Origin of the sequence: Luteimonas fraxinea, assembly GCF_021233355.1 — a bacterium.
Classification (GTDB): domain Bacteria; phylum Pseudomonadota; class Gammaproteobacteria; order Xanthomonadales; family Xanthomonadaceae; genus Luteimonas; species Luteimonas fraxinea.
In genome coordinates this window covers 525,663-546,470 of sequence record NZ_CP089507.1, presented here as the reverse complement: position 1 = coordinate 546,470, position 20,808 = coordinate 525,663, and the positions used below count along the sequence as shown (strand labels likewise).

General features: G+C 68.1%; 21 protein-coding genes. 16 read left to right on the top strand and 5 right to left on the bottom strand.

Annotation, left to right across the window (positions count from 1 at the left end; translation table 11 throughout):
• Nucleotides 1–124 precede the first annotated feature (124 nt).
• From LU699_RS02395 to LU699_RS02345, 11 genes are all read left to right on the top strand, one after another.
• Nucleotides 125–1,759: a TldD/PmbA family protein gene (locus LU699_RS02395; protein ID WP_232137804.1), complete on the top strand. Its 1,635-nt coding sequence runs from the start codon at nucleotides 125–127 to the stop codon at nucleotides 1,757–1,759.
• A gap of 12 nt (nucleotides 1,760–1,771) precedes the next feature.
• Complete coding sequence (locus LU699_RS02390; RefSeq protein ID WP_232580468.1) at nucleotides 1,772–3,106, top strand: TldD/PmbA family protein; 1,335 nt, start codon at nucleotides 1,772–1,774, stop codon at nucleotides 3,104–3,106.
• A gap of 588 nt (nucleotides 3,107–3,694) precedes the next feature.
• On the top strand, nucleotides 3,695–4,393 hold the full coding sequence (locus LU699_RS02385) for a DUF4159 domain-containing protein (protein WP_232150340.1): 699 nt from the start codon (nucleotides 3,695–3,697) through the stop codon (nucleotides 4,391–4,393).
• A 52-nt stretch (nucleotides 4,394–4,445) separates the two neighbouring features.
• On the top strand, nucleotides 4,446–5,447 hold the full coding sequence (locus tag LU699_RS02380) for an AAA family ATPase (protein WP_232137799.1): 1,002 nt from the start codon (nucleotides 4,446–4,448) through the stop codon (nucleotides 5,445–5,447).
• An 8-nt stretch (nucleotides 5,448–5,455) separates the two neighbouring features.
• Entirely contained in the window at nucleotides 5,456–6,385 is a 930-nt protein-coding gene (locus tag LU699_RS02375) for a DUF58 domain-containing protein (RefSeq protein ID WP_232137798.1), read from the top strand.
• Complete coding sequence (locus tag LU699_RS02370) at nucleotides 6,382–7,530, top strand: BatA domain-containing protein (protein ID WP_232150339.1); 1,149 nt, start codon at nucleotides 6,382–6,384, stop codon at nucleotides 7,528–7,530. Before LU699_RS02375 ends, LU699_RS02370 begins: the two co-directional genes overlap by 4 nt.
• Nucleotides 7,527–9,770: a DUF4175 domain-containing protein gene (locus LU699_RS02365; protein ID WP_232580467.1), complete on the top strand. Its 2,244-nt coding sequence runs from the start codon at nucleotides 7,527–7,529 to the stop codon at nucleotides 9,768–9,770. The genes LU699_RS02370 and LU699_RS02365 overlap by 4 nt, the downstream gene beginning before the upstream one ends.
• Entirely contained in the window at nucleotides 9,767–11,581 is a 1,815-nt protein-coding gene (locus LU699_RS02360) for a carboxypeptidase regulatory-like domain-containing protein (protein ID WP_232150338.1), read from the top strand. Before LU699_RS02365 ends, LU699_RS02360 begins: the two co-directional genes overlap by 4 nt.
• 27 nt (nucleotides 11,582–11,608) lie before the next feature.
• Entirely contained in the window at nucleotides 11,609–11,953 is a 345-nt protein-coding gene (locus LU699_RS02355; RefSeq protein ID WP_232137794.1) for a GFA family protein, read from the top strand.
• Nucleotides 11,950–12,747 (top strand): DUF4349 domain-containing protein, encoded by a 798-nt coding sequence (locus tag LU699_RS02350; protein ID WP_232137793.1) that lies wholly within the window; start codon nucleotides 11,950–11,952, stop codon nucleotides 12,745–12,747. The genes LU699_RS02355 and LU699_RS02350 overlap by 4 nt, the downstream gene beginning before the upstream one ends.
• Nucleotides 12,748–12,901: 154 nt before the next feature.
• A complete protein-coding gene (locus LU699_RS02345; RefSeq protein WP_232137792.1) occupies nucleotides 12,902–13,852 on the top strand; it encodes an aldo/keto reductase in 951 nt (316 codons plus the stop codon).
• 36 nt (nucleotides 13,853–13,888) lie between these two features.
• Here the strand turns inward: LU699_RS02345 and LU699_RS02340 are convergent, their stop codons facing one another.
• Nucleotides 13,889–14,185, bottom strand: a complete 297-nt coding sequence (locus LU699_RS02340; RefSeq protein WP_232137791.1) for a hypothetical protein — start codon at nucleotides 14,183–14,185, stop codon at nucleotides 13,889–13,891.
• Nucleotides 14,186–14,291: 106 nt separating this feature from the next.
• Here LU699_RS02340 and LU699_RS02335 point away from each other — a divergent pair, with 106 nt between their 5' ends.
• Together LU699_RS02335 and LU699_RS02330 are read left to right on the top strand one after the other, a co-directional pair.
• The gene (locus tag LU699_RS02335) at nucleotides 14,292–14,675 is read left to right on the top strand and encodes a GNAT family protein (protein WP_232137790.1); all 384 of its coding nucleotides are present in this window, start codon (nucleotides 14,292–14,294) and stop codon (nucleotides 14,673–14,675) included.
• Nucleotides 14,676–14,735: 60 nt separating this feature from the next.
• A complete protein-coding gene (locus LU699_RS02330) occupies nucleotides 14,736–15,128 on the top strand; it encodes a GNAT family N-acetyltransferase (protein WP_232137789.1) in 393 nt (130 codons plus the stop codon).
• Here the strand turns inward: LU699_RS02330 and LU699_RS02325 are convergent, their stop codons facing one another.
• Nucleotides 15,129–15,650, bottom strand: a complete 522-nt coding sequence (locus LU699_RS02325) for a GNAT family N-acetyltransferase (protein WP_232137788.1) — start codon at nucleotides 15,648–15,650, stop codon at nucleotides 15,129–15,131. It lies immediately after the preceding gene.
• Between the two features lie 5 nt (nucleotides 15,651–15,655).
• Nucleotides 15,656–16,594: a peptidylprolyl isomerase gene (locus LU699_RS02320; RefSeq protein ID WP_232137787.1), complete on the bottom strand. Its 939-nt coding sequence runs from the start codon at nucleotides 16,592–16,594 to the stop codon at nucleotides 15,656–15,658.
• Between the two features lie 121 nt (nucleotides 16,595–16,715).
• Here LU699_RS02320 and LU699_RS02315 point away from each other — a divergent pair, with 121 nt between their 5' ends.
• Nucleotides 16,716–17,090, top strand: a complete 375-nt coding sequence (locus LU699_RS02315) for a PadR family transcriptional regulator (RefSeq protein ID WP_232137785.1) — start codon at nucleotides 16,716–16,718, stop codon at nucleotides 17,088–17,090.
• Nucleotides 17,087–18,028 (top strand): sensor domain-containing protein, encoded by a 942-nt coding sequence (locus LU699_RS02310; RefSeq protein ID WP_232137784.1) that lies wholly within the window; start codon nucleotides 17,087–17,089, stop codon nucleotides 18,026–18,028. The genes LU699_RS02315 and LU699_RS02310 overlap by 4 nt, the downstream gene beginning before the upstream one ends.
• 91 nt (nucleotides 18,029–18,119) lie before the next feature.
• Here LU699_RS02310 and LU699_RS02305 read toward each other — a convergent pair whose 3' ends face one another.
• Both LU699_RS02305 and LU699_RS02300 read right to left on the bottom strand, forming a co-directional pair.
• The gene (locus tag LU699_RS02305) at nucleotides 18,120–19,460 is read right to left on the bottom strand and encodes a polyhydroxyalkanoate depolymerase (RefSeq protein WP_232137783.1); all 1,341 of its coding nucleotides are present in this window, start codon (nucleotides 19,458–19,460) and stop codon (nucleotides 18,120–18,122) included.
• Between the two features lie 96 nt (nucleotides 19,461–19,556).
• The gene (locus LU699_RS02300) at nucleotides 19,557–20,147 is read right to left on the bottom strand and encodes a class I SAM-dependent DNA methyltransferase (RefSeq protein ID WP_232137782.1); all 591 of its coding nucleotides are present in this window, start codon (nucleotides 20,145–20,147) and stop codon (nucleotides 19,557–19,559) included.
• Nucleotides 20,148–20,284: 137 nt separating this feature from the next.
• On the opposite strand from LU699_RS02300, the gene LU699_RS02295 reads away from it, so the two are divergent.
• The gene (locus LU699_RS02295) at nucleotides 20,285–20,743 is read left to right on the top strand and encodes a CopD family protein (protein WP_232137781.1); all 459 of its coding nucleotides are present in this window, start codon (nucleotides 20,285–20,287) and stop codon (nucleotides 20,741–20,743) included.
• Nucleotides 20,744–20,808 lie beyond the last annotated feature (65 nt).

The window sequence follows — 20,808 nt, the reverse complement described above, 5'->3', positions numbered from 1 at the left end:
AAAGTCACTGGACGCTGTGCACGCATCGCGTCAAGAATCGGGATGGCCTCGCAGGATGCGACGCCACCCTTGCCAACCCCGTCCACGGCGAACGCCGCTGCGGACCCGTTCCGGGAGAGCTCCCTTGCATAGACGCGACTTCCTCGCCCTCGCTGGTGTCGGCGCGGGCGGCCTGATGTTGCCTGCCGTCTTCGGCCGGGTCATCGCCGCCGAGCAGCTGGTGTCCACGCTCGATGTCGGCTTCAAGAAGCGGCTTGCCGATGCCGGCCTCAATGCCGCGACATCCGCGGGTGCCACGTATTGCGATGTCCGCGTCGGCCGCTATCTGCGCCAGTTCGTGATGACGCGCGAGGACAAGGTGCAGAACGTCGTCAGCACCGAATCGATCGGTGTCGGTGTGCGCGTGATCGCCGGTGGGGCCTGGGGCTTCGCGGCGACCAATACGCTGACGGAACAGGGCGTGGCCGAGGCCGCGCGTCAGGCGACGGCGATCGCGATGGCGAATTCCAAGGTGCAGACCGCGCCCGTGCAGCTGGCGCCGGTGAAGGGTGTGGGCGAGGCCTCGTGGCGCACGCCGATCACCAAGAACGCCATGGAAGTGCCGGTGGCCGAGAAGGTGGAGCTGCTGCTCGGCGTCAACGCGGCGGCGATGGGTGCAGGCGCGAGCTTCGTCAATTCCACGCTGTTCCTGGTCAACGAGCAGAAGTATTTCGCCAGCACCGACGGCTCCTACATCGATCAGGACGTGCACCGCATCTGGGCACCGATGACGGTCACCGCGATCGACAAGGCCAGCGGCAAGTTCCGCACGCGCGAAGGCCTGTCCGCACCGATGGGCATGGGTTACGAATATCTGGATGGCGCGGCGTCGGGCAAGATCCTCTCGCCCAACGGCGTCGTCAACTACGGCAACTCCTACGACATGCGCGAGGATGCGATCGCCGCGGCCCGCCAAGCGCAGGAAAAGCTCAAGGCGCCGACGGTCAAGCCGGGTCGCTACGATCTCATACTCGACCCCTCGCACACCTGGCTCACCATCCACGAGGCGATCGGCCATCCGCTCGAACTCGACCGCGTACTCGGCTACGAAGCCAACTACGCCGGCACCAGCTTCGCCACGCTCGACAAGCGCGAGCAGCGTTTCCAGTACGGCAGCGACATCGTCACCGTGTTCGCCGACAAGACCCAGGAAGGCAGCCTCGGCGCCGTGGGGTATGACGACGAAGGCGTTGCGACTAAGCGCTGGAACATGATCACCGACGGCAAGCTGGTCGATTACCAGGCGATCCGCGACCAGGCCCACATCCTCGGCAAGACCGAATCCGACGGCTGCTGCTACGCCGATTCGTGGTCGAGCGTGCAGTTCCAGCGCATGCCCAACGTCTCGCTGGCGCCGGGCAAGGCGAAGCTGAGCGTTGCGGACATGATCAAGGACGTCGAGAACGGCATCTACATCATCGGCGACGGTTCGTTTTCGATCGACCAGCAGCGCTACAACGCGCAGTTCGGCGGCCAGCTGTTCTACGAGATCAAGGACGGCGCGATCACCGGCATGGTCGAGGACGTGGCCTACCAGATCCGCACGCCGGAATTCTGGAACGCCTGCACCGCGATCTGCGACGAGAGCGACTACCGCCTCGGTGGTTCGTTCTTCGACGGCAAGGGCCAGCCGAGCCAGGTGTCTGCGGTCTCGCACGGCTCGTCCACCGCCCGCTTCGACGGCATCAACGTCATCAACACCGCGCGTTCGCTCGGCTAAGGAGATCCCACCATGACCATCTTCACCGAAGCCCAGGCGCGCGAGATCCTCGAGAAGACCGTCGCCCTGTCCACCGCCGACGAATGCACGGCCACGCTGGCCGGTTCCGTCGACGGCAACATCCGCTTCGCACTCAACAACGTGTCCACCAGCGGCATCGTCAGCAATGCCGAACTCGCGGTGCAGGTCGCGTTCGGCAAGCGCGTCGGCACCGCCAGCATCAACGCCTTCGACGACGCCTCGCTGCGCAGCGTGGTCAAGCGCGCCGAAGTCCTCGCGCGCCTGGCGCCGGAGAATCCGGAATTCCTGCCGGCAATCGGCAAGCAGGAATACCGCCCCAGCCCGACCTTCAGCGAATCGACGGCCGCGATCACGCCGGAATTCCGCGCCCAGGTCGCAGCCGGCTCGATCACCCCGTGTCGCGCCGAGCAGTTGATCGCCGCAGGCTTCCTCGACGACGGCAAGAACTTCGTCGCCTTCGCCAACAGCAATGGCAACTTCGGTTACCAGCAGGCGACGAACTTCAACTACACCTGCACCGTGCGCACCGAAGACGGCCGCGGTTCGGGCTGGGTGGGTCGCAACCTCAAGGACGCCAGCGCGTTCGACGCCGGCCGCGACGTGCGCGTGGCGATGCGCAAGGCCAGCGATTCGGCCGAGGCCAAGGCGCTGGAGCCGGGCAAGTACACGGTGATCCTGGAGCCGGCCGCATCTGCTGGCCTGATCAGTTTCATGATGCGGTTCTTCGACGCGCGTACCGCCGATGAAGGCCGCAGCTTCCTGTCCAAGCGCGGCGGCGGCAACAAGCTCGGCGAGCAGGTCTACGACCCGCGCGTCAACATCGTGGCCGATCCGTGGCACCCGGAAGCGGCCGTGATGCCGTGGGATGGCGAAGGTCTGCCGCGCGAGAAGATGCCGATCATCGAGAACGGCAAGATCGCCAACCTTGACTACTCGCGCTTCTGGGCGCAGCAGCAGGGCAAGCGCGCAGTCGGCCGTCCGGGCAACCTGCTGATGTCGGGCGGCGAGGGCACCACGGCCGACCTGATCCGCGGCACCGACCGCGGCATCCTGGTCACGCGCACTTGGTACATCCGCATGGTCGATCCGCAGACCGTGCTGTTGACGGGTCTTACCCGTGACGGCACGTTCTACATCGAGAATGGCGAGATCAAGCATCCGGTCAAGAATTTCCGCTTCAACGAGTCGCCGGTGATCATGCTCAACAACATCGACGAGCTGGGTCGCCCGGTGCGCGTGGGTGGCGACGAGTCGTCGATGGTGATGATGCTGCCGCCGATGCGGTTGCGGGATTTCACGTTTACGTCGTTGTCGGATGCGGTCTGAGGCATTCGGTTCGCGGTTCTGCGTTCGTCGTGGAAAGTGCTCGCTTTCCGCGACGCGCGCGATGCAGATCGCAAACCCGGAGGGCGGCGGGCATGGATGCCCGCCGTTTTTCGACCGAGCCAGGATGGCGAGTCGAAAAATTCCGGAACGAATGACATGCCGGGTGAGCTCCGTCGGGGAGGCCGTTTTCTTTGGTTCCGTTTCTTTTGGGCCAGCAAAAGAAATGAACCCGCTCGCCGCAAGGCGAGTGGAAGCTCTTGACTCTGCCTGTCTCACCGAAGGTGCCGATAGAGGCGAGGATCAAACGCTTTCGTCCGCTGACGCGGCCGAGTTCATTTCTTTTGGTAGACGCCAAAAGAAACGGAACCAAAGAAAAACGTCTCCCCGAGGAAGCAAATCCGGTGAGTCACTTGTTCCGGGATTTTTCGACTCGCCATCCATGGCTCGGTCGAAAAACGCCGCACATCCATGTGCGGCGCCCTCCGGGTCTGCGTTCTGCATCGACCATTCGCTGCAAAGCCAAAGCCAAAGCCAAAGCCAAAGCCAAAGCCAAATCGAGTACCTCGTCACTACTGAGGCGTGCGCGCGATGAACCGCCGCCAATCCCTGCAACTGCTGCTCGCCAGCGCCACAACGCTCGCGCTGCCGCATGTCGCGGCCCAATCGGCCCGCTACGACTTCTGGTTCACCCGCCTGCGCTATGAATCAGGCAACTGGGATGTGGACCAGCGGATGCCGTCCAATGTCATCACCTCGCTGATCGACTACACCAGCCTGCGGGTCGATCCGGAAGAGCGCGTCGTCGCGCTGTCGGATCCGAAGATGCTCGCCTCGCCGTTCTGCTATCTCGCCGGGCACAAGCTGGTCGAGTTCAGCCCCGCCGAGCGACGCAATTTCGAGCGTTATGTGCGCGGTGGTGGATTCGTGTTCGTCGATGACTGCAACCACGACATCGACGGGCTGTTCGCCAAATCGTTCGAGGCGCAGATGGCTGAGATTTTCGGCGCGTCTGCGCTGAGCAAGCTGCCCAACAATCATGCGCTCTACCGCAGCTTTTTCCAGTTCCCTGACGGCCCGCCGGCGACGAGTTTCGAGCTCAATGGCTGGGGCGACGATCTGGTGCACGACTATCTCAAGGGCATCACGATCGACGGGCGCCTGGCCGTGCTCTACAGCAACAAAGATTACGGCTGCGAGTGGGATTACGACTGGCGCAACAAGCGTTTCCTGGCCGAGGACAACACGAAGTTCGCGGTCAACATCGTCATGTATGCCTTGAGCGCATGACACGCATTTCTCGTGTGGGCACGCGTCCACACCTGCACTTTTCGAGGCACGCATGACCGACACCGCTCCTACCGAAGCCGACCTGCAGGCCCGTCTCGCCGAGCTCGATGCCCTGCGCGCTGCGATTGGGCGCGCGGTCGTCGGCCAGGCCGATGTCGTCGAACAACTGCTGGTCGCGCTGCTCGCAGGCGGCCACGTGCTGCTCGAAGGCGTGCCCGGGCTCGGCAAGACGCTGCTGGTGCGCACGCTGGGGCAGGCGCTCGATCTGGGCTTCCGGCGCGTGCAGTTCACGCCCGACCTGATGCCCAGCGATCTGCTCGGCACCGAACTGCTCGAGGAAGATCACGGCACCGGCAAGCGCCACTTCCGGTTCCAGGAAGGCCCGGTGTTCACCCAGCTGCTGCTCGCCGACGAACTGAACCGCACGCCACCCAAGACCCAGGCCGCGTTGCTGGAAGCGATGGCCGAGCACACCGTCAGCCATGCCGGTGTCACCCGCGCGTTGCCGCGGCCGTTCTTCGTGCTGGCCACGCAGAATCCGATCGAACAGGCCGGTACCTATCCCTTGCCCGAGGCGCAGCTCGACCGCTTCCTGTTGCACGTTGCGCTCGGCTATCCCGATGCAGACGAAGAGCAGGCGATTCTCGCGCGCACCACCGGCACGGCCGAGGCCGAGGTGCCGCGCGTCATGGGCGCCGATGCGGTGCTCGCGCTGCAGGCGCTGGTGCGCCAAGTGCATGTGAGCGAAGACCTGCTGGCGTGGATCACCGCGCTGGTGCGTGCGACGCGGCCGGGCGAGGGTGCGCCGGATGTCGTGCGCGAGTACGTGCGCTGGGGCGCGGGTCCGCGGGCGGGCCAGTCGCTGGTGCTCGCGGCGAAGGCGCGTGCGTTGTTGCAGGGCCGGCTCGCGGCAACGCGCGAAGATGTCGCAGCCTTGCTCGCGCCGGTGCTGCGCCATCGTCTGGTGCTGTCGTTCGCCGCCGAGGCGGCGCAGATCGATGCCGACGCGGTGATTGCCGGCCTGCTGCGCGCCTTGCCCGCGCCGGCACGCTGACGCACGCGATGGCGACTGCGGAACCCGACGTATCCGGAACGCCTGCGGCCGATGCCGTGGGCGACGTGCTGTCGCCTGCGCTGCGTTCGTTGCTCGCGACCCTGCGCCTGCGGCCGCGTCACGCACCGGGACGACAGGGCATCGGCCACCACGCAAGCCGCAATCGCGGCAGCGGGCTCGAATTCTCCCAGTACCGCGCCTACGAATCCGGCGACGAGCCGCGGCAGATCGACTGGAAGCTCTACGCGCGCAGCGATCGTTTCTTCGTCCGCGAGGCGGAGCGCGACAGCCCCGTGCGTGCCTGGGTGCTGCTCGACACCACGGCATCGATGACCCAGGCCGACGAGGCCGCGCCGACGCGCACGCGCTTCGATGTCGCGCGGTTGCTGACGACTTGCGTTTATGAGATCGCACAGCGGCAAGGGGACGCCTGTGGCCTCGTGCTGTGCGGTGGCGCAGGCGTCGCGCTGGTGACCCCGGGCACCGGTCCGCGTCAGCGCGACCGGCTACGGCATGCCCTGGCCGCGGTGCGTCCGGGTGGCGAATGGCCGGAGGCGAAGGCGCTTGCGCCCGCGTGGGGACGCATTGCACGTGGCGATCTCGTCGTCGCGATCGGCGACTGGTTCGACGACACCGCAGTCGAGCAGCTGGTGCAGCTCGCCAACGCCGGCCGCGACGTGACCGCGCTGCAGGTGCTGACCGCCGACGAACGCGATTTCCCGTTCCGCGACGGACGCCGCTTCGTGGAACAGGAAGCCGGCGAATCGTTGCTCGGTGATGGTCCCGCGCTGCGCGCGGATTACCTCGCCCGTTTCGAGACTGCGCGACGCGCGTTGGCGGCGCGATTCGCGGCGGCCGGCATCCGCTTCGCGACCCACGTGATCGATACGCCGCCGGCAACCGTGCTTGGCGCACTGTTCGGTGACCGAGCGCCATGAGTGTCGGTCTGCTCGCGCCGGCCGCGCTCGCGGCGCTGATCGCACTGCTGTTGCCGCTGCTGCTGCATCTGGCACGTCGTGATGCGACGCGGCCCACGCCGTTCGCCGCGTTGCGCTGGCTGCGCGAGCGGCCGAAGCCGCGACGTCGTCTGCGCTTCGACGACTGGCCGCTGCTGCTGGTGCGGCTGCTGGTCTTGGCACTGCTTGCGCTGTGGCTCGCGTGGCCGGTGCTGCACGGTGAAACCGCACCGGCGCGCTGGACCGTCGTCGTGCCTGGCGTTGCCGACGCCGCGCTGCCGCGTACCGAAGACGGCGTACCGGCGCCGCGCTGGCTCGCGCCCGGATTTCCCGAAGTGGGCGGCGAATCCGCGCCCGCACGCAACGGCGCCAGTGTCGCCAGCCTGTTGCGCGAGCTGGACATGACCGCGCCCCCCGACACCGCGTTGACGGTGCTGGTGCCCGAGACGATCGACGGGGCCGACGGTGGACGCATCGTGCTGTCGCGGCCGGTCGACTGGCAGATCGTGGACGGCAGTGAACCCGACACGGACGCACCGTTAGTCCTGCCCCCGCGTCTCGATGCCTTCGGCATTGCCGCCGACGATCCGGCGTTGCGCGTGCTGCGCGCTGTTGCACGCGCGTGGCGCCCCGATGATGCCGATGCATTGCGCATCGCGAACGCAGACGAAGCGCCGCGGGCGGATGCGATTGCCGTCTGGTGGGGCGACACCGCCCCGCCCGCTGCGTTTCGCACCGAAGCGTCTGGCCGCGTTCTGCTGCTGGGGCCGGACGTACCGCGCGAAGAGATCGACTGGCAGTCGCTCCAGCAGGACGCGAACGGTGCGGCCGTGGTCGAACGCGCCGCCTGTGGCGAAGCGATCTGCGTACGTTTCGCGCAGGCGGTCGATCCGGCGACGATGCCCGTTCTGCTCGATCCCGGATTCCCGTCGCGCCTGCGGGAGTTGCTGCAGCCGCTGCCCGCACCGCAGCGCATCGCTGCCACGGATCTGGCGCCATCGACCGGCGCCGATGCCTGGCCGACGACGCCACGCGACCTGCGGCCCTGGTGGGCCTTGCTCGTCGCGCTGGCGTTCGCGCTGGAGCGCTGGATGGCTGCGGCGCCGCGTCGGAACCGAACGGCATGAGCGTCGTTGCACAGCTGACCCGCACCTTGGGTGCCGCGCGCCGACGCGCGGTCGCGAGCGTGCTGCTGTGCGCACTGCCGCTGATCGCGGGCGGTGCAGCGCTGACGTGGCGGCTCGCGGGCATGCCGTTCGCCACAGGCGTCGCGCTCGCGGGGCTGGCGGTCGTCGCGTGGCTGGCGTCGCGTCGCATGGTGCGCTTCGATCGCGCATGGCTGACGCGCCGCCTGGACGCGGACCGCGCGGACATGGACGACAGCGCCGCACTGGTGTTCGCGCGTGCCGAGACACTAGGCGCGCTGCAGCGCCTGCAGCAGTCGCGTCTGCAGGCAAGACTCACGAGCGCGCCTTGGACGTCTGTACCCGTACCGCTCCCGACGCAAACGATCGCGGCGGCATGGGTGTCCGGCGCGATCCTGATCGCAGCGGCTGTGTGGTGGCCGCCCATCGCGCCGAATGCGGATGCGCAGACACGACTTGCGTCGCGATCCGCTGCGGTGAATGGCACGCCGGTCCTGCAGTCGCAAGCATTGCGGATCGACGCGCCGGCCTACACCGGTCAGGCGATGCGCACGCAAACCGAACTAGACGCGCAGGCACCAGTCAGCGCGACCTTGCGATGGACGCTGCGCTTCGCCCCGCAGCCGCAGCGTGTCGCGCTGCGGTTGCATGACGACAGCGAGATCGCGTTCGTGCGCGAGGGCGAGGACTGGGTCGCCACGTTGCGGCTCGACCAGTCCTGGCTATACCGCATCGCCGTCGATGGCAATACCGACCACATCCTGGCGCGCGCGCAGCCCTGGCGACTGGACGCGGTGCCGGACCGGCCGCCCGAGGTGCGCGTGCGCACGCCGGAGGAGACACTGTCGACCTATACCCGCGGACAGCGCGCTTGGCCGTTGGTCTTCGAAGCCAGTGACGATCACGGCGTCGCGCCGGACGCGCAGCTGCGGATCACGGTCACGCGCGGCAGTGGCGAAGCGATCACGTTCGAGGACCGCACGATGCCGCTACGCGGACGCGGCGATGCGCGCGCGTTGACCTTCGCAACGACGCTCGATCCGGTCGCACTCGGGCTGGAAGAGGGCGGGGATCTCGTCGCCCAGCTCGAAGTGCGCGACAACCGCGCGCCGGAACCGCAACGTGCCCGCAGCGCCAGCCTGATCCTGCGCTGGCCGCCGCCGGCACCGGTCGATGCGGATGGGCTCGAAGGACTCGCGCGCGACGTGCTGCCCGCGTACTTCCGCAGCCAGCGCCAGATCATCATCGATGCCGAAGCCCTGATCGCCGAGCAGCCGCGCATCGAGCGCAGCGCCTTCGAGGGACGCTCCGATGCCCTCGGCGTGGACCAGCGGATCCTGCGGCTGCGCTACGGTCAGTTCCTCGGCGAGGAATCGGAAGGGGGGCCACGTCCGCCGCCGACCGACGATGCCGAAGCGCCGCCTCCACGACCGCGCAAACCGCTGCCGATCGACGACTTCGGCCAGACCGATACGCCGCCGGTGGACGCCCACGACGATGACGATCACGCGCACGACGATGCGCCCGCCGCACAGGGCGCGGCCACGCACGACGACCACAACCACGACCACGATCATGCACCGCAGGACGCGATGACCTTCGGCCGCGCCGACGACGTGCTGGCGACGTTCGGCCACACCCACGACCTGCCGGAAGCGGCGACGCTGCTGGACCCGAAAACGCGCGAGATCCTGCGTGGCGCGCTGCAGGCGATGTGGCAGTCGGAACTGCACCTGCGCCAGGCCGCGCCTCGCGAGGCGCTGCCGCACGCCAACCGCGCGCTCGAACTGATCAAACAGGTGCAGGAAGCCGATCGCATCTACCTGGCGCGCGTCGGTGCTTCGTTGCCACCCGTCGATCCCACGCGACGCCTCGAGGGCGATCGCGACGGCATCGCGCCGCGTGCCGTGCCCGCACCCGACGTGGACACCGACGCGGCACCCGCAAACGCCTGGCGCGCGCTCGCCTGGAACGATGCGCCGGATCTCGATGGGTTGATCAGCTGGGCGCAGGCGCATCCGCGCCAGGTCGACGATCCGCTCGCGTTGCTGGCCGCCGTCGATGCACTGCGCCGCGACGCGGCCTGCGCCGACTGCCGGCAGGCGGCGCGTGGACAGCTGTGGCGCGTGCTGCAGCGACCGCTGCCGGCGCCCGCGCGGCGTGCAGCGCACGATGCGATGGGCGCGCGTTATCTCGAAGCGCTGCAGGCGGACGCACCATGAACGCGGATCGCTGGCTGCTCGTCGTGCTCGTCGTCGGTGCCGCGCTCGCGGTGCTGCGCTTGGCGGTGGGACATCTGCGCGCGACGCCCGACGCACGTCCTGCCGCGTGGCGCACGTGCGCGCTCGTCGCGTTGACGCTGGCGTCGACAGTCCTGCTGTTCCGCGGGTTGTTGCCGCCGCCCGTCGCGGTCGAGCGCGGCACGCTCGCCGTGCTGACCGCCGGCGCTGAAGGTCTCGCGGTGCCGGCCGCCGAGACCGTCGTCGCCCTGCCGGAAGCCGGTGACATGCCGCCGGGTGCCGAACGCATGCCGGATCTGGCGACCGCGCTGCGTCGGCATGCCGATGCGCGCGCGCTGGTCGTCGTCGGTCATGGGCTGGACGCACGTGATCGCGATGCGGTCGACGGTCGCGCGTTGGCGTTCGTGCCGGCCGAATTGCCTGCAGGAGTCGTCGAACTCGTTGCGCCAGACCACATCGGCGCCGGTGCGCGTTTCGACGTGCGCGGCCGCGTGGCCGGGATCGAGGCGGCACGCGTCTCGCTGATGGATCCCGCAGGCCGCCTCGTGTCGAACGTGGAGGCCGACGACGCCGGACGTTTCCGGCTGGACGCGACCGCGCGTGAGGCAGGCGCGACGCTGTTCGATGTCGTCGTGCACGACGCGGACGCGCGCGAGATCGAGCGCGTGCAGGTGCCGGTGATCGTCGACGCGGCAGCGCCGCTGCGCGTGCTGCTGATCGCGGGCGCTCCGAATCCGGACGTGCGCGCGCTGCGTCGCTGGGCGGAGGATGCGGGTCTGCGCTTGCGCTGGCGCACGACCTTCGGCGGCGGCGCGGGCGTCGGCGATGCGCCGGCTCTCGATGCCGCATCGCTCGCGCAGCAGGATCTGGTGTTGCTCGACGCACGCGCCTGGGACGGCCTCGGCGCCGGCGCGCGTGCATCGTTGCTGACCGCCGTGCGTGGGGGCCTGGGCCTGCTGATCCATACGCCGCAGGCGCCATCTGCGGCGCTGCGGGGCTGGTTGCGCAGCGCTGGCCTGACGATCGAGACCGGACGCGCCGTCGACTGGCAGCCGGACGTCGGCCCCGACGATGTCGCACGTCTGCGCGCGTGGATGGGGCCGGGCAGCGACGACGCGCCCTTCGATCCGCTGCTGGCCGGCGAAGCGGCGCCGACGCTCGCCTACCTGCCGCTGTCGGGCGGCGCAGCGGCGCCCGGCGATGGGCCGTCCGGGATGATGCGCTGGCAGGAGGTCGGACACGGACGGCTCGGTGTGGTCACGCTGGCCGACAGCTGGCAACTGCCGCTGGCCGGCCGCGCGGATCTGCATGCAGGACTGTGGAGCGGTTGGGCAGGCACGCTCGCGCGCGTCGGTGATGTGCAGCCGCCACGTTTCGACGGCGAATTCCGTGTCGGCACGCGTTCGACGGTCTGCGGGCTGGACGCCGATGCACGCGTCCATGCGCCCGACGGCACGACCTCGACGCCGGTCCCCGATCCCGCCACGAACGACTGCGCCGGCATCTGGCCGACGGTGGCGGGCTGGCATCGAGTCGAATCCGGTGCCGGAGACTGGCCGTTCCTAGTGCGCGCAGACGGTGCCGCCGTGAGTCTCCACGTCGCCGCGTTGCAGAGCGCGACCCGGGCGCTCGCGCGGGCATCGGACGCAACCCCGGACACGATGACGGCGACACGCCCGGGCCGCGCCTGGCCGTGGCTGCTGGCCTGGCTGTGCGTCACCGCTGCACTGTGGGCGCTCGGCCGTGCACGCGCGGGCCGCAACCGGGTGCCGGCGCCCTCGTCAGGCGCATAATCCCGCCGCACAACCGGAGAGACGACGATGGCGCATACGGGGCGCTGCCACTGCGGCAGCCTGGCGTTCGAGCTGGACGGCGAGATCGCCGAGGTCTACGACTGCAACTGCTCGATGTGCCGCCGGCGCGGCGGCCTGCTGGCATTCGTGGCCGCTGACGCGCTGCGCGAAACCGGCAGCGGCACGCCGCAGACCTATCGCTTCAACACGCACAACATCGACCACCACTTCTGCGACACCTGCGGCATCGCGCCCTACAGCCGCGGCGTCGGTCCGGACGGCGTGAAGATGGCCTGCATCAATGTGCGCTGCGTCGGCGGGATCGATCTCGCAGCGCTGGAGATCGTGCAGATCGATGGGGCGCGTCTGTGAGGCGCGCGCACCTGCGTTGGGTCGGCGTGCTCGCGCTCATGGGCGCGCTGACCACCGCTTGCTCGAATCCGAACGCACATGCGGACGGCATGGCCTATACCGAGGGCGCCGCCGCGCAGGCAGACGACGCCGAGGCCTTGCTGGCCTACGAGCACAGCGTCGGCGTGCAGCTGGACGGGGCGATGATCGTGCCGCGGCTGCAGGCGATCCAGGCCGCGTGCCGCGATGCGCGCTTCGGTGCGTGCACGCTGATCGAAGCGCAGCAGTCGGCCGGCGATCGCCCGTCCGCACGCGCGGTGCTGCGCATGGCGCCCGCGGGCATCGAACCGATGATCGCGCTGGCAGGCGAGGGTGGCGAGGCCGGCGAGCGCAGTACGCGCGCCGAGGATCTCGCCGTCGTCGTACGCGACAACACCACCGAGCAGGACCGGCTGACGAAGGAACTGGCGCGGCTGCAGGCGTTCGAAGCGCGACGTGATCTGTCGGTGGCCGACATGATCGCGTTGTCGGAGCGCATCGCCGCGACCGAAGCGCAGATCGAGGCCGCGCGTCTCGACGGCGCCCAGCACCGCCGGCGCATCGACACGCAACTGCTGACCGTGCAGCGGCGCGCGCGCGACGGCGAGCAGGGCCGCAGCGAGATCGCGATGGCGTTCCGCGAGTTCGGCGGCACGCTGGCGGTCGGCACCGCCTGGACGATCCGCGCGACCGCATTCCTGTTGCCCTTGGGCATCGCCGGTTTCGCGTTGTTCCTCGCGCTGCGCGCGCTGTGGCGGCGACGTCGCCGCGGCTGATCGCATCAAGCGCGTCGGTTGCCCGACGCGGTGGGGTATTGCAGACTCGGGACGCCGCCTGTCATGCCGGCACGCCGGACGCGCAACGCAGTTCCCACACCGCGCCGGTTCACGACGCAGGCCCGGCCTGCGCCATCCATGCAAGGAGGACGCCATGGTCACCCGTCGCGATGCCCTGAAACTCTCACTCGGTGCCGGCCTGTCGCTGGCATTGCCCGGCACGCTGTTCGCCGCCACGCCCGCGCCGTTGCTGACGCGCCCGATTCCGTCGAGCGGCCAACGTATTCCCGTCGTCGGTCTCGGCAGCTCGGCGACGTTCTCGTCGACCGCGCGCGACGACGCATCCGCGCTCAACGAGGTGCTGCGCGCGCTGGTCGACCAAGGCGGCGCGGTGTTCGATACCGCGCCCAGCTACGGCGCCTCGGAAGAGGTCGCGGGCAAGGCGGTGCAGGACCTCGGCATCGCCGATCGCGTGTTCTGGGCGACCAAGGTCAATGTCGCCGGCCGCGAAGCGGATGCAAAGGCCGACCCGGCTGCGGCGCGCGCGCAGATCGAAGCCTCGTTCTCGCGCCTCGGCCGCGACACGATCGATCTGATCCAGGTGCACAACCTCGGCGACGTGCCGACCCAGCTCGGCATCCTCAAGGAACTGAAAGAGGCCAAGCGCGTGCGCTACATCGGCGTCACGTCGACCAGCAAGCCGGCGTATCCGAAGCTGATCGAGACGATGCGCAACGAGCCGCTGGATTTCATCGGCGTGGATTACGCGATCGACAACCGCGACGTCGAAGAGACGATTCTTCCGTTGGCGGCCGAGCGCGGCATCGGTGTGCTGGTCTACGCGCCGTTCGGGCGGACGCGGCTGTGGCGTCGCGTCGGCGAAACGCCGGTGCCGGACTGGGCAGCGGAATTCGATGCGGCCACCTGGGGCCAGTTCTTCCTGAAGTTCGTGCTGTCGCATCCGGCCGTGACATGCGCGACGCCGGCGACGAGTCGCGCCTCGAACCTGATCGACAATCTCGGTGCAGGCCGCGGTCGCCTGCCGGATACCGCGCAGCGCGAACGCATGGCCAAGCTGATCGAGGCATTGCCGGCGGCGAGCTGAGTGCAGCGAGCCCGCCGCCGCGAATGGTGTGCGGGCTCAGCCTTCTTCTTCGGTCTCGAACTCGACGACGGCGTCGAGGTCGAAGGCCAGCGCTTCGATCGCCTCGCGCACCTTGCGCTCGGTCGAGGGATTGCCGACCTCGACTTCGATCTCGTGCATCTTCGGTCCGGCGACATCGCTGAGACCGGCGGAGCTGGAATCGGCATCGTCCATGTGCGGCATCAGGTCGTCGATTTCCTCGACGTGCTCGATGCCCTCCACGCTCGACAGAAGATTGATCACCGCGCGTGCAGTGTCGTCGCTGCCGGTGAGGCGGATGCGGAGCATGGGCATGTCGGTTCCTTGTGGTGCGGGGGATGACGTGCAGGCTAGGCAGCGAAACGGAAAGCCGACGTGACGACACACGCATCTGTCACCGGCGGGGCGTAGTCTCATGCCCATGAATGCGAACGCGCCCACGACCGAAACCGCCGACGAACAGTTGCCGGTGCTGCTGCGCCCACTCGAACGCGGCGATCTGCATTTCGTCCACGAGCTCAACAACAACCGCACGGTCATGAGCTACTGGTTCGAGGAGCCCTACGAGTCCTTCGTCGAGCTCGAGGAACTGTTCCGCAAACATATCCACGAAGGACCTGCTCACCCGATTGGGGCGTGTCCCGTTGTCGCGTCCGGCGTCCAGAGGTTCGTTGCGCCGCGAAGCGACAGGCCGGGTGCCTGTTCGAGCGGCGCGCGGGCGTCTGGGCGCCGGACGCGGCAACCCGAAGGGCCGCGCCTGAGCGCGTCCGGCACTGCGTCATCACTCGGTTGCTTATCGACATAAGCGCCCTCGCTCTTCCTTGCGCCGAACGCGCTCAGGCGCGGCGGGACATGCCCCAATCGAGTGAGCAGGTCCTGGAGCGAACGCCGCTTCATCGTCGAAGACGGCAGTCATACGCGCGTGGGCATGGTGGAGCTGGTCGAGATCGATCATCTGCACAGGCGCGCCGAGTTCGCGATCATGATCTCGCCGACGCATCAGGGCCGCGGCTATGCGCGGCCGGCGACGTCGCTCGCGATCGCCTACGCGTTCCGCGTGCTCAATCTCTACAAGCTGTACCTGCTGGTCGACGTGGACAATGCCGCGGCGATCCACGTCTACGAGTCGCTGGACTTCCAGCGCGAAGGCGTTCTGGTCGACGAGTTCTTCAGCGACGGCCGCTATCGCAGCGCGATCCGCATGTGTCTGTTCCAGCACCAGGCGCTGGGCAGAGACGACAGCCACCGCGACGCCTGATCAGGCGCGCGGTCGCAGGCGCTCGAAGGTCAGCGTGGTCTCATCGTGGTACTGCGTCGGACCCGTTTCGACGTAGCCGAGCTTGCCGGCCAGTTTCCGCGACGGCGCGTTGTCCGGATTGATGATGCAGACGCTGCGCCCGCCGAAGGGCTGTGCGTCGAACCAGGCGTGCATCGCCTGCGTGGCTTCCGACGCGATGCCGCGACCGTGCGCTTCCTTGGCGAACACCCAGGCACCCTCGGGCGAGGCGGAGAACGCATCGCCCAGATCGCGACGGAAATCCGCGAAGCCGGCGCCGCCGACGTTGCGGCCGGTTTCGCGTTCGATCACCGCGAAGATGCCGAAGCCGAACGCGGTCCAGTGGCCGATGTAGCGCAGCAGCCGGTTCCAGATGTCCTCGTCGCTGGGCACGATCGAGGTGATGTGCCGCATCACCTCGGGGTCGCGGATCATCGCCCGCAGCGCGTCGAAGTCCTCGATCGTGTGCGGACGCAACAGCAGGCGTTCGGTCTCGATGCGCATCGTGATCAGCTCGCCGGCGGCGTGCGCACCGGCACGTTGATGTTGCACAGGTCGATGTGGCCAGCCGGCTGCACGTACCAGTCGTCGCGGCGGTTGCGGCGCGATTCCACCACGGCGTCGAACAGCGGCGTGTCGGTGCGCAGCACCTGCAGCGGCGTGCGCTGGTTTGCTGGTGCTTCGGAGGCGAGGCGGATGCGGCGGATCGGCGTGCGCTGCTTCGGATCCTCGTAGAAACCCAGCGGACCGGTCCCACGCGGCAGCACGCTCAGCAGTTCCATGCCCTGCAGCACGCGGCCGACCGTGGTGATGTTGCGATCGAGCTGGCGCGGCGATTGGCCGGTGACGATGTAGAGCTCGGTGCCGTTGCTGGAATCGGGCGCCATGTCGCGGCCCGCGCCCAGCGTGCCGTAGCAATGCGCGAGCCACGCGCGGCCGGCGCCGTTGCGGTCGTCGCGCGCGGCCGGAAAGCCGTCGGCGAAACCGGCCTGCGCCGCCCAGCCGTCGGGGTCGGGCAGCGCGTGGAAGGCGAGACCGGCCGACGCGCGATCGAACTCGGCCGGTAACTTCGCGCGTGCGCTGCCGATCGGCTTGCCGGGTGCGCCGTCCTCGGTGATGTCGCCGAACTGCACGACGAAGTTGTCCTGCGAGCGGTACAGGGTGAGTCCGTTCCAGAAGCCGCCGCGGGCGAGGGTGCGGATGTTGGCGACGTGTTCGGGCGCGAACGCCGGCGCCAGTTCGATCACCACGCGGCCGCCGTCGACATCCATGTACAGCAGGTTGGCCGGGTCGGGCGTGCGCCAGTCCTCAGGCGTGGAGGCATCCAGCAGTTCCTGTGTGGAACGGGTCTCGACGGTCGCTGGTGCGCCGGACGTGGCGCAGCCGGCCAGCGCGAGCACGCAGGCGGCGAGGGTGGCGGACAGGGCGTGACGCGACAGCTGGCGCATGGATGGATTCCCCGGAAAACAGACCCCGATTGTGGCCGAGTCGATGGTCTGCGTGACTACCGGCACATCCGCTATAGCGAAGTCCGCACTAGTATCTGGATCAACCTAGCGGAGGTGGCCCATGGCCGACGCCCCTGATGACAGCGATCTGCAGCTGCGCAAGTTCCAGAAGGAGCTGAGCGCGGGCACGGTGTCGCTGGCATTGCTGGCGGTACTGGGCAGCGCGGGCGAGCCGATGTACGGCTACCAGATCGCCAAGCGTCTCGAATCGCTCGACGGCGTGCTCAGCGGCAAGCAGAGCGCGCTGTATCCGGTGCTGCGCAATCTCAGCGCTGCCGGGCTGCTCGACAGTCACGTGGAACCGTCCGTCGCCGGACCGCCGCGCCGTTACTACCGCATCACCGAGGCAGGGCGGACCACCCTGCAGCACTGGACCGCCGCCTGGCGGGCCACACGGGATTCCGTCGACGCCGTCCTGGAGGGGATACGCGAATGAACATGCACAAGCCACCGCAGAGCATCCCCGAGTACCTGGAACAGCTGCGCGTCGCGCTCACCGGCGCCGATCCCGCACTCGTGCAGGACGCGCTCTACGACGCCGAGGAATATCTGCGTTCGGAACTGGCCGAACAACCGGGCCGTTCGGAAGCCGAGGTCATCGCGTCGGTCGCGTCGAGCTACGGCGCGCCGGACGAGGTGGCCGATATCTATCGCGACACCGAGGTCAAAGTGCAGACTGCGCTGCGGCCGCCGGCGCCGAAGCCGCGCACGTCGCTGGTCGGCCGCTTCTTCGGCGTCGCCGCCGATCCGCGCACCTACGCATCGATGTTCTACATGGTGCTGTCGCTGGCGACGGGCATCTTCTACTTCACCTGGGTGGTGACCGGCCTGTCGGTATCGCTGAGCCTGGTCGTCGTGCTGATCGGCATTCCGCTGCTGATCCTGTTCTTCGGTTCAGTGCGGCTGCTGTCGCTGGTCGAAGGCCGCCTGGTCGAAGTGATGCTCGGCGAGCGCATGCCGCGCAGGCCGCTGTATTCGGCCCGCGGTCGCAACTGGTTGCAGCGCATCGGCGACATGTTCACCGACGTGCGCACCTGGAGCACGCTGTTCTACCTGCTGCTGATGCTGCCGCTGGGCATCGTCTACTTCACGATCAACGTGACCCTGCTGTCGCTGTCGCTGAGCATGATCGCCGCGCCGCTGCTGGTGTGGACGGGCATGGCGACGCCGGGCGTCGACAACTTCGGCTGGTCGGTGTTGAACTGGTCCAACGATTCGGGCCTGTCCACGTCCTTCCCGCTGATCGCGACCCCGCTGCTGCTGGTGACCGGCGTGCTGACCCTGTTTGCCAGCCTGCACTTGTTCCGCGGCATCGGCCGCATGCATGGCGGTATCGCCAAGCACCTGCTGGTCAAGACGGCGCAGTACAGCTGAGCGGCTGTTCACCGATCCACGAAAAAGGCGCGCCGGTTTCGACCGGCGCGCCTTTCTGTTTGCGTGATCCGCGCATGCGTGGCGCGCGGGATCAGGTCGTCTTCTTCGTCGTCCGCTTCGCCGCCTTCTTGCGTGCGGTCTTCGCTGCCGGCTTTGCCTGCGCCGGGCTCGCGCCCTGCGCATGCGATGCGATGAAGGCACGCACCTGCGGATACACCTGCGTCCGCCAGCGGCGGCCGCTGAAGATGCCGTAGTGGCCGGCGCCCTTGACGGTCAGATGTGCGCGATCAGCTTCCGACACACCCGTGCACAGCGTGTGCGCGGCGCGGGTCTGGCCTTCGCCGGAAATGTCGTCGAGCTCGCCTTCGATCGTCAGCAGCGCGGTGCCGGTGATCTTCGACGGATCCACACGCTCACCGGCGACGACCCACTTGCCTCGCGGCAACAGATGCTCCTGGAACACGATGCGGATCGTGTCGAGGTAGTACTCGGCCGGCATGTCGAGCACGGCGTTGTATTCATCGTAGAAACGGCGGTGCGACTGCGCGTCGTCGTCATCGCCCTTGACCAGATCGCGATAGAAATCCCAGTGCGATTCGAGGTGGCGCTCGGGATTCATCGCCATGAAACCCATGTGCTGCAGGAAGCCCGGATACACAAGACGACCGCGACCGGGATAGTTCATCGGCACCGGGTGGATCACGTTCTGTTCGAACCAGGCGTGCGGCTTCTCGGTCGCGAGATTGTTGACCGCGGTCGGCGACTGACGCGTGTCGATCGGACCGCCCATCATCACCAGCGAACGCGGCGTGGCTTCGCCGCGACCGGCCATCAGCGAGACCGCGGCGAGTACCGGCACGGTCGGCTGGCAGACGCTGACCACGTGCAGGTCTTCGGCGCCGATATGGCGGATGAAGTCCTCGATGTAGGCGATGTAGTCGTCGAGCGAGAACGCACCGGCTTCGGCCGGCACCATGCGCGCATCGATCCAGTCGGTGACGTAGACCTTGTGGTCGCGCAGCAGCGTGCGCGCGGTGTCGCGCAGCAGCGTCGAGTGGTGGCCCGACAGTGGCGCGACGACGAGCACGGTGGGCTGCGCCTTGATGACTTCGAGATGCGCCGGATCATCGGTGTAGCGCTTGAAGCGCAGCAGCTTGCAGAACGGCTTCACCAGCGCGTCGAGCTGCACGACCGGATAGGTGCGGTCGTTGTCGTCGTTCTCGACGGCATGGATGTCGAATGCCGGCTTCTCGTAATCCTTGCCGATGCGGTACAGCAGCTCGTTGGCGGCGGAGAGCTGCTCGGAGCCGGGCAGATTGGACAGCCAGGTGCTGTCGGCGCCGAACGCCTTCGCGTTCGCGTCGGCCAGCAGCGTCCACGGCTTCATCCAGGCGCGGCCCATCTCGTGCAGTTGGTAGAACAGCATCGGCATTCCGGTCAGTGGTGTTGCTGCGGCGCAGCATAGCGCATCGGCCGTGAACGGCCGGGGCGGGCGCGGGCAGGATTCAGGTGACGCGTTTGCGCTGGATCAGGCGGTTTCGAGTGCCGTCGCGGCGTCCGCCAGTTGTGGCGACAGCCAGCAATGCGAGCCCAGAGCGCGGAAGCCGGCAGCGGCGAAGCGTTCCCGGTAGAAACGGGCGGGGCGCTGCTTGAAACCGTCGTCGTCGCCTTCGGCACCGTCTTCGCGGGTGAAGCATTCGAGGAATGCGACGCCGCCGGTGAGGTCGGCCAGGCCAGGCAGGCCGCGGTCGAGTTCGCGCGTGTCGAGGTAATGCAGCACGTCGCTGCAGATCAGCAGATCGACCGGCGGGCAGGGCCGCAGCATCTCGAAATCGGCGAAGCGCGCGTGATGCAGATTGCGCGCACGCCCGAAACGCGACACCGCGTATTCGCTGGCATCGAAGCCGAGGTACTGCGCCTTCGGACGCAGCTTGAGCAGTGGTGCGCGCCATGCACCTTCGCCGGCGCCGATATCGAGCACGGTGCGCAGCGGGCGCTCCAGGTGGTACTCGGCCGTCGCGACCGCGAGCGCGACCTTGCGTGCGAGCCGCGCAGGGCCGCCGATGTCGCCGGCGCGATACCAGCGGTCGAAATAGGCGCGGTCGTATTGCTTGGACATCGAGGAGCCGGACAGGTGCGGGACGCGCATTCTAGGCGCTGGCCCCGACTGCGACACAGCGTCGCAGCACGCATCCGTGATGAGAACCGCACGCGCGGGCGTGCGATCCTTGCCCGTCAGCCGAGGGAGCCAGCGCGATGCAAGCCTATCTGTGGGTCAAGACCTTCCATCTCGTGTTCGTGATGGCGTGGATCGCCGCGGCGTTTTACCTGCCGCGCATCCTGATCAACCTCGTTGAAGCCGGCGACACCGTCGACGTGCGCGCACGGCTGGTGCTGATGGGCCGCCGCCTCTACCGCTTCGGCCACGTGATGCTGGGCCTCGCGCTCTTTCTTGGCCTGGTGCTGTGGATGGGCTACACCTTCATCACCGACTTCCCGACGATGGCCCCGATGGGCGGCGGCGCGGGTTGGCTGCACGCCAAGCTCGGGCTGGTCGTGCTGCTGATCCTGCATTTCGTCGTCGCCGGACGCTGGCTCAAAGGCGTCGACAAGGGCCGCGCGTTGCCGTCGACGAAGGCGCTGCGCTGGTTCAACGAGATCCCGGTGCTGCTGCTGGTCGGCGTGGTGTGGCTGGTGCTCGCCAAGCCGTTCTAAAACGGGTTCGACGGGTTCCGCTGCGCTTTACCCATCCTGCAAACAGCGCACGATCCGTGAGCATC